The 15447-nt window shown below is 48.1% G+C and carries 13 protein-coding genes and 1 pseudogene; 10 read left to right on the forward strand and 4 right to left on the reverse strand.

What is annotated here, in order from left to right; translation table 11 throughout:
- The first annotated feature begins 110 nt into the window (after positions 1–110).
- The 4 genes from sppA (at position 111) to pncA (ending at position 4593) form a co-directional block, all read left to right on the forward strand.
- A complete protein-coding gene (sppA, locus tag A7090_RS14620; RefSeq protein ID WP_105274568.1) occupies positions 111–1967 on the forward strand; it encodes a signal peptide peptidase SppA in 1857 nt (618 codons plus the stop codon).
- 115 nt (positions 1968–2082) lie between these two features.
- Entirely contained in the window at positions 2083–2793 is a 711-nt protein-coding gene (locus tag A7090_RS14625) for an SIMPL domain-containing protein (RefSeq protein ID WP_123056960.1), read from the forward strand.
- 131 nt (positions 2794–2924) lie between these two features.
- A complete protein-coding gene (gene ansA / locus A7090_RS14630) occupies positions 2925–3941 on the forward strand; it encodes an asparaginase (RefSeq protein WP_105274570.1) in 1017 nt (338 codons plus the stop codon).
- 10 nt (positions 3942–3951) lie between these two features.
- Positions 3952–4593: a bifunctional nicotinamidase/pyrazinamidase gene (gene pncA, locus A7090_RS14635; RefSeq protein WP_105274571.1), complete on the forward strand. Its 642-nt coding sequence runs from the start codon at positions 3952–3954 to the stop codon at positions 4591–4593.
- Between the two features lie 102 nt (positions 4594–4695).
- On the opposite strand, the gene A7090_RS14640 is transcribed toward pncA, so the two are convergent.
- Both A7090_RS14640 and msrB read right to left on the reverse strand, forming a co-directional pair.
- Positions 4696–4968: a YeaC family protein gene (locus tag A7090_RS14640; RefSeq protein ID WP_105274572.1), complete on the reverse strand. Its 273-nt coding sequence runs from the start codon at positions 4966–4968 to the stop codon at positions 4696–4698.
- Positions 4969–5009: 41 nt separating this feature from the next.
- Positions 5010–5423, reverse strand: coding sequence for a peptide-methionine (R)-S-oxide reductase MsrB (msrB, locus tag A7090_RS14645; RefSeq protein ID WP_096962393.1), 414 nt, complete (start codon positions 5421–5423; stop codon positions 5010–5012).
- 341 nt (positions 5424–5764) lie between these two features.
- On the opposite strand from msrB, the gene gapA reads away from it, so the two are divergent.
- Both gapA and A7090_RS14655 read left to right on the forward strand, forming a co-directional pair.
- Positions 5765–6760, forward strand: a complete 996-nt coding sequence (gene gapA / locus A7090_RS14650) for a glyceraldehyde-3-phosphate dehydrogenase (protein WP_000153502.1) — start codon at positions 5765–5767, stop codon at positions 6758–6760.
- A gap of 83 nt (positions 6761–6843) precedes the next feature.
- Positions 6844–7728, forward strand: coding sequence for a D-hexose-6-phosphate mutarotase (locus A7090_RS14655; protein ID WP_105274573.1), 885 nt, complete (start codon positions 6844–6846; stop codon positions 7726–7728).
- A gap of 50 nt (positions 7729–7778) precedes the next feature.
- On the opposite strand, the gene yeaE is transcribed toward A7090_RS14655, so the two are convergent.
- Both yeaE and mipA read right to left on the reverse strand, forming a co-directional pair.
- A complete protein-coding gene (gene yeaE / locus A7090_RS14660; RefSeq protein ID WP_105274574.1) occupies positions 7779–8633 on the reverse strand; it encodes a methylglyoxal reductase YeaE in 855 nt (284 codons plus the stop codon).
- Between the two features lie 89 nt (positions 8634–8722).
- A complete protein-coding gene (mipA, locus tag A7090_RS14665) occupies positions 8723–9469 on the reverse strand; it encodes a scaffolding protein MipA (protein ID WP_105274575.1) in 747 nt (248 codons plus the stop codon).
- Between the two features lie 435 nt (positions 9470–9904).
- Here mipA and yeaG point away from each other — a divergent pair, with 435 nt between their 5' ends.
- The 4 genes and pseudogenes from yeaG to A7090_RS14690 form a co-directional block, all read left to right on the forward strand.
- On the forward strand, positions 9905–11839 hold the full coding sequence (gene yeaG, locus A7090_RS14670) for a protein kinase YeaG (RefSeq protein WP_097763807.1): 1935 nt from the start codon (positions 9905–9907) through the stop codon (positions 11837–11839).
- 112 nt (positions 11840–11951) lie between these two features.
- Positions 11952–13235 (forward strand): YeaH/YhbH family protein, encoded by a 1284-nt coding sequence (locus A7090_RS14675; RefSeq protein ID WP_105274576.1) that lies wholly within the window; start codon positions 11952–11954, stop codon positions 13233–13235.
- 146 nt (positions 13236–13381) lie between these two features.
- Complete coding sequence (locus A7090_RS14680) at positions 13382–14857, forward strand: sensor domain-containing diguanylate cyclase (protein WP_105274577.1); 1476 nt, start codon at positions 13382–13384, stop codon at positions 14855–14857.
- Positions 14858–15388, forward strand: a pseudogene (locus tag A7090_RS14690) (GAPES1 domain-containing protein); the annotation flags it as partial. It lies immediately after the preceding gene.
- Positions 15389–15447 lie beyond the last annotated feature (59 nt).

A 15447-nucleotide genomic window follows, 5' to 3' on the forward strand; every position in this document is an offset into this window, starting at 1 on the left:
TTTTGTTACAGCACAGTCCGCAATTCCTGCTGACAAGTGCCGGTTGGGTCATTACGATAACCACATCTATTGCGCCTGTGACAGGTGTGACTTTTAGTCTGGGAGAATACATGCGAACCCTTTGGCGATTTATTGCCGGATTTTTTAAATGGACGTGGCGTCTGCTGAATTTTGTCCGTGAAATGGTACTTAACCTGTTCTTTATTTTTCTCGTGCTGGTTGGTGTGGGGATCTGGATGCAGGTCAGTAGTGGTGACTCGAAAGAAACTGCCAGTCGTGGTGCGCTGCTGCTGGACATTTCTGGTGTGATCGTCGATAAACCCGACAGTTCTCAGCGGTTTAGTAAGTTAAGCCGCCAGCTGCTTGGTGCCAGTTCCGATCGTCTGCAGGAAAACTCGCTGTTTGATATCGTCAACACCATTCGCCAGGCGAAGGACGATCGAAATATCACCGGTATCGTGATGGATCTGAAAAACTTCGCAGGCGGCGACCAGCCGTCTATGCAGTACATCGGCAAAGCCCTGAAAGAGTTTCGTGGCAGTGGTAAACCGGTTTATGCCATTGGTGAAAACTACAGCCAGGGGCAATATTATCTCGCCAGTTTTGCCAACAAAATTTGGCTGTCACCGCAAGGCGTGGTTGATCTGCACGGTTTTGCTACCAACGGTCTGTACTACAAATCGTTGCTGGATAAGCTGAAAGTTTCCACCCATGTGTTCCGCGTGGGTACGTATAAATCTGCCGTTGAGCCGTTTATTCGTGATGATATGTCACCGGCAGCCCGCGAAGCTGACAGTCGCTGGGTCGGTGAGCTATGGCAAAACTATCTGAATACTGTTGCTGCTAACCGCCAGATCCCTGCCCAGCAGGTGTTTCCCGGCGCACAAGGATTGCTTGATGGTTTAACCAAAACTGGTGGCGATACCGCGAAGTATGCACTGGATAACAAACTAGTGGATGCGCTGGCGTCGAATGCCGAAATCGAAAAGGCCCTGACCAAAGAGTTCGGCTGGAGTGAGACGGATAAAAATTATCGCGCCATCAGTTATTACGATTACGCACTGAAAACTCCGGCGGATACCGGCGACAGCATTGGCGTCATATTCGCCAATGGCGCAATTATGGATGGCGAGGAAACTCAAGGGAATGTTGGCGGTGATACCACTGCGGCACAAATCCGCGACGCTCGTCTTGACCCGAAAGTGAAAGCGATTGTTCTGCGTGTTAATAGCCCAGGCGGCAGCGTTACCGCGTCTGAAGTGATTCGCGCTGAACTGGCAGCAGCCAGAGTTGCGGGTAAACCTGTGGTTGTCTCAATGGGCGGCATGGCGGCATCTGGGGGGTACTGGATCTCCACTCCGGCCAATTACATTGTGGCTAACCCGAGTACCCTAACCGGTTCTATCGGTATCTTCGGTGTAATCACCACCGTAGAAAACAGCCTTGATTCGATTGGTGTGCATACTGATGGCGTCTCAACTTCACCGCTGGCTGATGTTTCCATCACTAAGGCACTGCCACCAGAAGCGCAGCAGATGATGCAGTTGAGCATTGAGAACGGCTATAAACGCTTTATCACGCTGGTTGCCGATGCGCGTCATTCAACGCCGGAGCAGATTGATAAGATCGCCCAGGGCCATGTCTGGACCGGTCAGGATGCGAAAGCTAACGGGCTGGTCGATAGTCTCGGTGATTTCGATGATGCGGTCGCCAAAGCAGCTGAGCTGGCAAAATTGCAACGGTGGCATCTGGAATATTACGCCGAGGAGCCTACCTTCTTCGACAAAGTGATGGACAACATGTCAGGTTCTGTCCGGGCAATGTTGCCAGATGCGCTCCAGGCTATGTTACCTGCACCGCTGGCCTCGGTAGCCTCTACCGTTAAAAGTGAAAGCGACAAGCTGGCAGCGTTTAATGACCCACAAAACCGTTATGCGTTTTGCCTGACCTGCGCCAACGTGCGTTAAATCCTGCAAAAATGTGGCCGATATGCTGTCGGCCACACTCCTGAATCGGACTGTCTTTTACTCCCTCTCTCCACTACATTTCCTTGCTCATTTAGCATCTGATATGGAGTCATCAGTGAATAAAGCACCCTCTTTAATTGCCGCTATTGTCCTCGGACTGGGGATCAGTGCCTGTGGTTATTTTGTTGGCGATGGTGTTAAGCATTTAAAAACCAACAACCGTTATGTGAATGTGCGAGGGCTTTCGGAAAAAGAGGTTCGCGCAGATACGGCTGAATTAACAATTGCGATTAGCTTTAAGGGTAATGTTCCCAGCGAACTGTTCCCGAAACTGGAAGACGCGCAGAAAAAAATTGTTGCCGAACTCAACGCTCAAAAGATTAGCGACAAAGAGATAATCCTGGGTCAATGGACAAGTAAGCGGACGGATTCCTTTTACCTTAAAGATGATCCCACAATGCCACGCTATAACGCCGACGGGTCAGTGACGATAAAAACCCATAACGTTGCGGCTGTCGAAAAAGTCGTCGCTAAATTAAACGAACTGCAAGTCGCTACGGATGGCGCTATCGCTGAGAGTAAAGTCGCCTATCGCTTTAATGGCATTGGCGCACTGCGCGCTGAGATGATTGCTGCCGCGACAAAAGACGCACGAAATGCAGCATTACAATTTGCGACGGATTCAGGTAGTCAGGTGGGGTCAATTAGCGATGCCTCACAAGGCGTATTCCAGATCTTCGCCAGTGGCAACGATGAAGATGATCCTACGGCGATAAATAAAACGGTGCGCGTAGTCACGACCGTAACCTATGCGTTGCAGGATTAACCACTTTTCACCGGCGGTGACACTAATCCCTTTGTTCGCCGGACTTTTCGCATATCCACAGAGTATCCAGGTGCGCTCACCGCCCCTCACGTATATACTTTTGCTCTTTCGATATCATTCATATCAATATCATGCAAAAGAAATCAATTTACGTTGCCTACACGGGCGGGACCATCGGGATGCAGCGTTCCGATCAGGGTTATATTCCGGTGTCAGGTCATCTACAACGGCAACTGGCGCTGATGCCGGAATTCCATCGCCCGGAGATGCCAGATTTCACTATTCATGAATATACGCCGCTGATGGATTCTTCTGATATGACGCCGGAAGACTGGCAGCATATTGCGGAAGATATTAAAGCGCACTATGACGACTATGATGGTTTTGTCATTCTGCACGGCACCGACACGATGGCGTATACCGCCTCTGCGCTGTCGTTCATGCTCGAGAATCTCGGTAAACCGGTTATTGTGACAGGGTCACAAATTCCGCTGGCTGAGTTACGCTCTGACGGTCAAATAAATCTGCTGAATGCGTTGTACATTGCGGCGAATTATCCGATCAACGAAGTAACACTCTTTTTTAATAATCGACTGTATCGCGGCAACCGCACCACCAAAGCTCATGCCGATGGTTTTGATGCCTTTGCTTCCCCGAATCTTCCACCGTTACTGGAAGCAGGTATCCATATTCGCCGTTTGAATACGCCATCTACTCCGCACGGTGAAGGGGAATTGAGCGTTCATCCAATCACGCCACAACCGATTGGCGTAGTGACGATTTATCCGGGGATTTCTGCTGACGTCGTGCGCAATTTTCTGCGCCAACCGGTGAAAGCATTGATTCTGCGCTCATATGGCGTGGGTAATGCGCCACAAAACAAAGCCTTCCTGCGAGAATTACAAGAAGCCAGCGATCGCGGTATTGTGGTGGTCAACCTGACGCAATGTATGTCCGGTAAAGTGAATATGGGGGGTTATGCCACCGGTAACGCCCTCGCCCATGCTGGTGTTATTGGCGGTGCCGATATGACTGTAGAAGCCACGCTAACCAAACTGCATTACCTGCTTAGCCAGGAACTGGATACTGAAACCATTCGCAAGGCCATGAGCCAAAACCTGCGCGGAGAACTGACGCCAGATGATTAAGAAGACTGCAATGCCCCATCGCGCCCTGTTACTGGTCGATTTGCAAAATGATTTCTGTGCTGGTGGTGCGCTCGCCGTGCCGGAAGGTGACAGTACGGTGGATGTCGCTAACAGCATGATTGACTGGTGCCAGTCGCGCGGTGAAGCGGTTATCGCCAGTCAGGACTGGCACCCGGCGAATCACAGCAGTTTTGCCAGTCAGCACGGTGTAGAGCCTTATACGCCAGGTCAACTCGACGGTTTGCCACAAACCTTCTGGCCAAATCACTGTGTGCAGAACAGTGAAGGCGCACAACTACATCCGTTACTGAAGCAAAAAGCGATCGCTGCGGTGTTCCATAAAGGCGAAGACTCTTTAGTCGACAGTTACAGTGCCTTTTTCGATAATGGCCGTCGGCAGAAAACCGCGCTCGATGACTGGTTGCGCGATCATGAAATTGATGAATTGATCGTTATGGGTCTGGCTACTGACTATTGCGTGAAGTTTACCGTGCTGGACGCATTACAGTTAGGTTATAAGGTGAACGTGATTACCGATGGCTGTCGTGGCGTCAATATCCAGCCACAGGACAGTGCGCACGCGTTTATGGAAATGTCAGCAGCTGGGGCAACGCTATATACCCAGGCAGACTGGGAAGAGACGCAGGGGTAATCTTTTTTCGGCTAAATGCCCGGTAAATCTGGTTATCGGGCATTTAATGGGGTCATTGTTGGCTATCCCCTTTATAACCGCGCTAAAAAGGGGATAAACCACTTACTTAAACATGGCAATCGGCTTTGCTGAGATACCAAAATCTTCTTTTAACTGCTGTTTGCTCTTCATGACCATCTGACCATTTGTGTCAATTGTCATATGCTGTGCTTCGGTATTATGGCGGGCTTGCCACAGCATCACCAGTTGTTGGCAATTCTCTTTTTGTTCTTCGGTCAGCGCAACGCCATCAGGCCATTTTCCCAGTTCAACGGCGGTCGACAAACGCTGGTATACCTCAGGCGTCATGCTGTTGATAATGTCATCAAGATTCATAATTTTTCCGCTCCTGTGGAATAAGTTGCTGAATCGTTTTTTCAACCGTTGATTTCTTCGCCGTTTTCACCATCGGTGAAGCGTAAAGAAGCAGAGTTAACACAATACCGTTCGCCCGTTGGCTGCGGCCCGTCGGGGAAGACATGGCCCAAGTGGGCATCACAGTTACCGCAACGAATTTCTATCCGCTGCATTCCATGTGACAAGTCTTTGATATAACGAATAGATTCTTTACTCACCGGTTCGTAGAAACTGGGCCAGCCACAGCCGGAATCATACTTGGTTTGGGAATGAAACAGCGGGGCATCGCAGATCAAACAGTGATATACGCCGTCACGCTTGTTATGCAGTAAACGACCCGTAAATGGCGGCTCTGTCCCATGATTCTGCGTCACGTAAAACTGCATCTCGGACAAATTTTTTTTCAGTTCTTCTGCCGAAGGTTTATTAGCCATTTGCTCACATCTCACTTTAATCGCGCTCACATTACGTGACGTATTCTAACAAAACATTAACACTAACTGGCAAAATTTTGTCCTAAACTTGATCTCGACGAAATGGCTGCACCTAAATCGTGATGAAAATCACATTTTTATCGTAATTGCCCTTTAAAATTCGGGGCGCCGCCCCCATGTGGTCTCAAGCCCAAAGGAAGAGTGAGACGAGTCAGTCGCGTAATGCTTAGGCACAGGATTGATTTGTCGCAATGATTGACACGATTCCGCTTGACGCTGCGTAAGGTTTTTGTAATTTTACAGGCAACCTTTTATTCACTAACAAATAGCTGGTGGAATATATGACTATCAAAGTAGGTATCAACGGTTTTGGCCGTATCGGTCGCATTGTTTTCCGTGCTGCTCAGAAACGTTCTGACATCGAAATCGTTGCAATCAACGACCTGTTAGACGCTGATTACATGGCGTACATGCTGAAATATGACTCCACTCACGGCCGTTTCGACGGTACCGTTGAAGTGAAAGACGGTCATCTGATCGTTAACGGTAAAAAAATCCGTGTTACCGCTGAACGTGATCCGGCTAACCTGAAATGGGACGAAGTTGGTGTTGACGTTGTCGCTGAAGCAACTGGTCTGTTCCTGACTGACGAAACCGCTCGTAAACACATCACCGCTGGTGCGAAAAAAGTGGTTATGACTGGTCCGTCTAAAGACAACACTCCGATGTTCGTTAAAGGCGCTAACTTCGACAAATATGCTGGCCAGGACATCGTTTCCAACGCTTCCTGCACCACCAACTGTCTGGCTCCGCTGGCTAAAGTTATCAACGATAACTTCGGCATCATCGAAGGTCTGATGACCACCGTTCACGCGACTACCGCTACTCAGAAAACCGTTGATGGCCCGTCTCACAAAGACTGGCGCGGTGGCCGCGGTGCTTCCCAGAACATCATCCCGTCCTCTACCGGTGCTGCTAAAGCTGTAGGTAAAGTACTGCCAGAACTGAATGGCAAACTGACTGGTATGGCGTTCCGCGTTCCGACCCCGAACGTATCCGTAGTTGACCTGACCGTTCGTCTGGAAAAAGCTGCAACTTACGAGCAAATCAAAGCTGCCGTTAAAGCTGCTGCTGAAGGCGAAATGAAAGGCGTTCTGGGCTACACCGAAGATGACGTAGTATCTACCGATTTCAACGGCGAAGTTTGCACTTCCGTGTTCGATGCTAAAGCAGGTATCGCTCTGAACGACAACTTCGTGAAACTGGTATCCTGGTACGACAACGAAACCGGTTACTCCAACAAAGTTCTGGACCTGATCGCTCACATCTCCAAATAAGTTGAGATGACACTGTGATCTAAAAAGAGCGACTTCGGTCGCTCTTTTTTTTACCTGATGAAATGAAGTTAAAGGACTACGTCATGATTAAGAAAATTTTTGCCCTTCCGGTCATCGAACAAATCTCCCCAGTCCTCTCCCGTCGTAAGCTGGATGAACTGGATCTCATTGTGGTCGATCATCCCCAGGTAAAAGCGTCTTTTGCATTACAGGGCGCACACCTTCTCTCGTGGAAACCTGCGAGTGAAGAAGAAGTTCTCTGGTTGAGCAATAACACACCGTTCAAAAATGGCGTCGCCATTCGCGGAGGCGTACCGGTTTGCTGGCCGTGGTTTGGTCCGGCAGCACAACAAGGTCTGCCTGCGCACGGTTTTGCCCGTAACCTGCCGTGGACGCTGAAATCACATAGTGAAGATGCCGATGGCGTGGCGCTGACTTTCGAATTGACACAAAGCGAAGAGACGAAAAAATTCTGGCCGCACGACTTTACGCTGTTAGCGCATTTCCGCGTAGGTAAATCCTGTGAAATCGATCTTGAAGCACACGGCGAATTTGAAACCACCTCTGCCCTGCATACCTACTTTAACGTGGGTGATATCGCTAAAGTAAGCGTTAGTGGGCTGGGCGATCGCTTCATTGATAAAGTGAATGGCGCGAAAGAAGATGTACTGACCGACGGTACTCAGACCTTCCCTGACCGAACCGATCGCGTGTATCTGAATCCGCAAGATTGCAGCGTGATTAATGACGAAGCGTTGAATCGTATTATCGCCGTAGGCCACCAGCATCATCTGAACGTTGTAGGCTGGAACCCAGGACCGGCGCTTTCAGTTAGCATGGGCGATATGCCGGATGATGGCTACAAGACCTTTGTTTGTGTAGAAACGGCTTACGCTTCAGAAATGCAAAAAGTGACCAAAGAGAAACCTGTACATCTGGCACAATCCATTCGCGTTACGAAACGTTAATTTGCGTTAATGCTATGTGCCGGGTGCAATGCATCCGGCACGTTTCAATATCACACCATATCCAGCGCAGTTTTTCCTTTTGGTGCCGGATACGCTTTATCCAGCATGGCTAATTCCTCTGACGAAAGTTCGACCTCAAGCACAGCCGCATTCTGTTGGACATGGGCAATCGTTGCCGCTTTTGGAATCGCCATCACCCCCTGATGGCTTATTACCCACGCCAGCAATACTTGTGCCGCACTGATATTGTGAGCATGTGCAATTTCGTTGACGACTGCGTTTTTTAGCAGCCCATTGCGCAACCGCCCGGCCTGGGCTAACGGACTGTAAGCCATCACCGGCATCTGCTGTTGCTGGCACCAGGGGAGTAGATCATACTCAATCCCTCGTGAACCGAGATGGTAAAGCACCTGATTAGTAGCACACTGATTTCCCCCCGGCAGATGCCAGAGTTCCTGCATATCGGCATAATCAAGATTAGAAACGCCCCAGCGGTGGATTTTTCCCTGGGCGATCAATTTTTCCATCGCGGCGACAGTCTCTTCAAAAGCGAAACTGCCAGACCAGTGTAATAAGTAGAGATCGAGATAATCAGTATTGAGACGGCGTAAACTGGCTTCGCATGCGTTAATCGCTTTTTGCCCGCCAGCATTCCACGGATAGACTTTTGAGACGAGAAAGACATTCTCACGCAGACCGGTTAATGCTTCCCCAACCACCTTTTCGGCACCGCCATCGGCATACATTTCGGCGGTATCAATGAGGGTTAAGCCAAGCTCAATGCCCGCACGTAGTGCAGCAACTTCTGTTTTGCGCTGACTGGCATCTTCGCCCATATACCATGTTCCCTGCCCTATGGCTGGCAGTGAGACATCGCCACTAAATTGAATCATTTCTTGTTGCATTGTTTCCTCCAGGGTATTGCTCCACCGTAATGCAAAACAGGGCATTACGCCCTGTTTTTATGCACAAAATGCCCTGGAAAGATGCATTATCAGAATTTGTAGGTGATCCCGGTAGAAATCAGGCCAGTCCAGGATTTATCCACCATCGGGCTGTCAGTAACTTCATCAGACAGGCGGGTGTAGCGCGCGGTACCGTAAACACTCCAGTCGCCAAGGAAGTTGTAGTTGGCGCTCAGCTCCAGGTAAGGGCTCCAGCTGTCGTTCGGATTATAGCCTCGCAGACCGCTGCGAGCAGACTCTTTGCGCGATACGCCATAATAGTATTCGTTCTGGTTTTCGCTGTTCCACTGCACACCGATACCTGGGGTCAGGGTCAGGCCACCATTGGTGTAACGGTACAACCAGGCCGTATCCCAGATGATGCCGTTGCTGTTATCCAGGGTATCGCCAACCAGGGTGGTACGCAGGTAACCGTACTGGGTAAAGTGAGCATAAGACAGACCAGCCATCATGGTGCTCTTACGGTCATCCAGGTGACGCATTTGGCGATCGCCACTGTCTTTAGCTTTGAAGTAAAGCGGCGACCAGTAAGCGGTAATTGAAAGTTTATCCGCTGCGTCATTCCACAGGTAGTAACCGCCACCTAAGCCACGGAACCAGAAGTTATCGCCTTCATAGTTGATTACCGGTACTGGGTAAAAATCGGTATCGTAATCTTTATATGGGTGTTCAACGACACCTACACCTGCTCCCAGTGAAAATTTTCCTTCAGCGTGCGCTACGCCTGCAGACGTTGCGATAAGCACTCCAAGTGCCAGAAGTTTGAGTTTGGTCACAATTAATCATTCCTTAAACTAATGTCTAGCGGGCGACAAAGTTTACCCGTCAACACATCGAAACCCAACCCTTTTACGTTTTCATTTTTTTAAGTAACTGTTTAATTTTCATGACACAGATGATGCAACACTTACAGCCAAATGAATTTCACGTTACTGGCGAGCCTGGTCTTTACGTTAATTATGCAAATTTTATGGATGAGTTGTTGATATGCCATTGAAATTAAGAAAGCCGTGCAGGCAAGTTTTCCATTTGCCATCTACGCTTAATTTTGAAGGTGTATCACCGGGCACGTTGTTCTCATCATCGATAAGATGGCATGAGAGTTGCTGTGTTTTAGCAAGAGACGTCGTTCAGTTTACCTCTTCCGGGAGCCTCTACTATTCATATGAACGGCTCTTAACCTGTGCTAAAAAACGAAAGGACGGCATACCATGAATATATTCGATCACTATCGCCAGCGATATGAAGCTGCCAAGGACGAAGAGTTCACACTGCAGGAGTTTCTTACCACTTGTCGGCAAGATCGCAGTGCTTATGCCAACGCGGCTGAGCGGCTATTGATGGCTATCGGTGAGCCTGTCATGGTCGATACAGCCCAGGAACCCAGACTTTCTCGACTCTTTTCTAACCGGGTCATTGCACGTTATCCGGCGTTTGAAGAGTTTTACGGCATGGAAGACGCGATTGAGCAGATTGTCTCTTATCTGAAGCACGCGGCCCAGGGACTGGAAGAGAAGAAACAGATTCTGTATCTGCTGGGGCCTGTGGGTGGGGGGAAATCATCGCTTGCTGAGCGACTGAAATCATTAATGCAGCTCGTACCGATTTACGTATTGAGCGCCAACGGTGAGCGTAGCCCGGTTAACGATCATCCATTCTGTCTTTTCAATCCGCAGGAAGATGCGCAGATTCTGGAAAAAGAGTACGGCATTCCTCGCCGCTATCTTGGCACCATCATGTCGCCGTGGGCCGCAAAACGCCTGCATGAGTTTGGTGGCGATATCACTAAGTTCCGGGTTGTGAAGGTCTGGCCGTCAATTCTGCAACAAATTGCTATCGCCAAAACGGAACCCGGCGATGAGAACAACCAGGATATCTCAGCGCTGGTAGGGAAAGTCGATATTCGTAAACTCGAACACTATGCGCAGAACGACCCGGACGCCTACGGCTATTCCGGTGCGCTGTGCCGCGCCAACCAGGGGATCATGGAATTCGTTGAGATGTTTAAAGCGCCAATTAAAGTGCTGCATCCGCTGTTAACCGCCACTCAGGAAGGTAACTACAACGGGACGGAAGGTATCTCTGCCCTACCGTTCAACGGGATTATTCTCGCCCACTCGAACGAATCCGAATGGGTCACTTTCCGTAATAACAAAAACAACGAAGCCTTCCTCGACCGTGTTTATATCGTGAAGGTGCCATATTGCTTGCGCATTTCCGAAGAGATCAAAATCTACGAGAAATTGCTTAATCACAGTGAACTGACTCACGCCCCATGCGCACCCGGCACACTAGAAACACTGTCACGTTTTTCTATTCTTTCACGCTTGAAAGACCCAGAAAACTCCAGCATTTATTCAAAGATGCGGGTTTATGATGGCGAAAGTCTGAAAGACACCGATCCCAAGGCCAAGTCGTATCAGGAGTATCGCGACTATGCCGGTGTTGATGAAGGGATGAACGGTCTGTCGACGCGTTTTGCGTTTAAGATCCTCTCCCGCGTGTTTAACTTCGACCACGTGGAAGTGGCGGCAAACCCGGTCCATCTGTTCTACGTTCTGGAACAGCAGATCGAGCGCGAGCAGTTCCCGCAAGAGCAGGCAGAACGCTATCTGGAGTTTCTGAAAGGTTATCTGATCCCGAAATATGCCGAGTTTATCGGCAAAGAGATCCAGACAGCCTACCTTGAATCCTATTCCGAATATGGGCAGAACATTTTTGATCGTTATGTCACCTATGCGGATTTCTGGATTCAGGATCAGGAGTATCGCGATCCGGATACCGGACAATTGTTTGACCGTGAATCGCTGAACGCCGAGCTGGAGAAAATCGAAAAACCGGCGGGGATCAGCAATCCGAAAGATTTCCGCAACGAGATAGTCAACTTTGTACTGCGCGCGAGAGCGAATAACAGCGGACGCAATCCGAACTGGACCAGCTATGAAAAACTGCGCACGGTTATCGAGAAGAAAATGTTCTCCAATACTGAAGAGCTGTTGCCGGTTATTTCGTTTAACGCCAAAACCTCAACCGACGAGCAGAAGAAACACGACGATTTTGTCGACCGTATGATGGAAAAAGGCTACACCCGTAAACAGGTGCGTTTACTGTGCGAATGGTATTTGCGCGTACGTAAATCGTCTTAACAACCATGGCCCGGTACGCATGCTACCGGGCCTACAACGACAGCGAACTGTGGGCCAGATAAGCGGCAACACAGGCGTAGCATACCGTTGGCAAATGTAGTACGGGGGGCATATGACCTGGTTTATTGACCGGCGTCTGAACGGCAAAAACAAAAGCATGGTGAATCGCCAGCGTTTTTTACGCCGTTATAAAGCGCAAATTAAACAGTCGATCTCCGAGGCCATTAATAAGCGTTCGGTGACTGACGTCGACAGCGGTGAGTCCGTATCCATTCCAACGGAAGATATTAGCGAACCGATGTTTCATCAAGGCCGTGGCGGCTTGCGCCACCGCGTTCATCCGGGTAATGACCATTTCGTCCAGAATGACCGAATTGAACGGCCCCAGGGTGGAGGTGGAGGTTCCGGCAGTGGTCAGGGCCAGGCCAGCCAGGATGGTGAAGGTCAGGATGAATTTGTCTTTCAGATTTCGAAAGATGAGTATCTTGATCTGCTATTCGAAGATTTGGCCTTACCGAATCTGAAACAAAACCAACAACGCCAGTTGACCGAATATAAAACACATCGGGCAGGTTACACCGCTAACGGCGTTCCGGCCAATATCAGCGTTGTGCGTTCATTGCAGAACTCACTGGCACGACGCACGGCGATGACGGCGGGCAAGCGGCGGGAACTTCATGCACTGGAAGAGAATTTGGTCATCATCAGCAACAGTGAACCTGCGCAACTGCTGGAAGAGGAACGTCTGCGCAAAGAAATTGCCGAATTACGTGCCAAAATTGAACGTGTTCCTTTCATTGACACTTTCGATTTACGTTACAAGAATTACGAGAAGCGGCCAGATCCTTCCAGTCAGGCTGTCATGTTTTGCCTGATGGACGTTTCAGGGTCGATGGATCAATCCACCAAAGATATGGCCAAACGTTTTTATATACTGCTGTATCTGTTCCTGAGCAGAACGTACAAGAACGTGGAAGTCGTTTATATTCGCCATCATACCCAGGCAAAAGAAGTCGATGAACATGAGTTTTTCTACTCGCAAGAAACTGGCGGCACCATTGTTTCCAGCGCTCTGAAGCTAATGGATGAGGTGGTGAAAGAGCGTTATAACCCGGCGCAGTGGAATATTTACGCTGCACAAGCATCGGACGGCGATAACTGGGCCGATGATTCTCCGCTTTGCCATGAGATCCTGGCGAAAAAATTATTACCCGTTGTTCGTTATTACAGCTATATCGAAATTACCCGTCGCGCTCATCAGACACTGTGGCGAGAATATGAGCATCTGCAATCTACTTTCGACAACTTTGCGATGCAGCATATCCGCGACCAGGATGATATTTATCCGGTGTTCCGTGAGCTGTTTCATAAACAAAATGCAACAACTAAAGATTAAAACTCTCAGCCGGGTCATTGTCGCCTGGCTGATTTTTATCTCAGTGTAAATTATCTCATTTATTACATACATTAGCTTACAATCGCTTTAAATATGACAGCATAACCTTTACACAATTTAGTTCCAGAAAACAATCATTCGGAAAAATGATTCGGTCAACACGTATTTCCCTGGGGTTATTCTTTAATTATTTTTTATCGTTGCCGAAAATTGATCCCGGTCAAAACGATATATCCCCGCCATCAATAGAATCCAGCTCTCACATTGCACTCCTATTTATGGTTTCTATGGGTACACAGAAATTAAAAGCTCAAGGCTTTTTTATTTTCAGTTTATTGCTGACGCTAATTTTATTTTGCATTACTACCTTATATAACGAAAACACGAATGTAAAACTCATCCCACAGATGAATTACCTGATGGTTGTTGTGGCTTTGTTTTTCCTTAACGCCGTCATTTTTCTTTTCATGTTAATGAAATATTTCACTAACAAACAAATTTTACCAACACTCATTTTAAGCCTTGCATTTTTAAGCGGCCTTATCTATTTAGTTGAAACTATTGTAATTATCCATAAACCAATCAACGGCAGTACACTGATCCAGACAAAGTCGAATGATGTTTCTATTTTTTATATTTTCCGCCAACTCAGTTTTATTTGCTTAACATCGCTGGCGCTCTTTTGTTATGGTAAAGACAATATTCTTAACAACTATAAGAAAAAAAGTGGCATCCTGCTGCTGGCGCTGATCCCCTTTTTAGTCTTTCCCCTTCTGGCACACAATCTGAGCAGTTATAACGCTGACTATTCTTTGTATGTCGTCGATTACTGCCCGGACAACCATACTGCGACCTGGGGAATCAACTATACAAAAATATTGGTTTGTCTGTGGGCATTTTTACTGTTCTTCATTATCATGCGTACACGATTAGCCAGCGAACTATGGCCGTTAATAGCATTATTATGTCTGGCATCGCTATGCTGCAACCTACTTCTACTGACTCTGGATGAGTATAATTACACCATCTGGTATATCAGTCGCGGGATTGAAGTTTCCAGTAAACTGTTTGTTGTGTCTTTTCTGATTTATAACATTTTTCAGGAACTGCAACTCTCCAGCAAACTGGCGGTACATGATGTATTGACTAATATTTATAATCGGCGTTACTTTTTCAACAGCGTAGAGTCATTATTGTCTCGGCCTGTTGTTAAGGATTTTTGTGTCATGCTGGTTGATATTAATCAGTTCAAACGCATCAATACGCAATGGGGACATCGTGTTGGTGATAAAGTGCTGGTTTCAATTGTCGATATTATCCAGCAAAGCATCCACCCCGATGATATTTTAGCGCGACTGGAGGGGGAAGTGTTTGGCTTGCTATTTACCGAACTCAATAGTGCCCAGGCAAAAATCATTGCGGAACGTATGCGTAAAAATGTCGAACTCCTGACCGGTTTTAGTAACAGATATGATGTTCCTGAACAAATGACCATCAGTATTGGCACGGTTTTTTCAACTGGTGACACACGTAATATCTCGCTTGTCATGACGGAAGCAGATAAAGCCTTGTGCGAAGCGAAAAGCGAAGGGGGCAACAAAGTGATTATTCATTATATTTAAGTGCAAAAGTATTCACAGCCATGCTTTTTGCGTGGCCTTTGCATACAATTTATTACTATTACCCCTAAATTTCTCCTCCCTGGCGGCGCAGGGATGAGTATAATTAGCGCCCCTGTGCCAGGTCGCAATCGAACTTTATCTGGTTTTCTCGTTTCACTAACCGAAGGAGTGCCATTTATCATGAAATTGCACCATAGAATGCTCCGGCATTTTATCGCCGCAAGTGTCATTGTGCTGACATCTTCCTTCCTTATTTTTGAACTTGTCGCCAGCGACAGAGCAATGAGTGCCTATCTGCGCTATATCGTGCAGAAAGCAGACTCCTCGTTTCTTTATGACAAGTATCAGAATCAGAGTATTGCCGCGCATGTGATGCGCGCGCTCGTTACTGAGCAGTCGGAAGTATCGTCAGAACAGCGGCGCGCCATCTGCGAGGCTTTTGAGTCTGCCAATAATACCCATGGCTTAAACCTGACGGCCCATAAATACCCGGGCTTACGCGGCACACTACAAACCGCATCCACTGACTGTGTCAGCGCCAATGATATAAGACAGTAATTCACCATTTGGATTGTCCGCTCCACCCAACA

The organism is Escherichia sp. MOD1-EC7003, assembly GCF_002965065.1.
Lineage (GTDB): Bacteria > Pseudomonadota > Gammaproteobacteria > Enterobacterales > Enterobacteriaceae > Escherichia.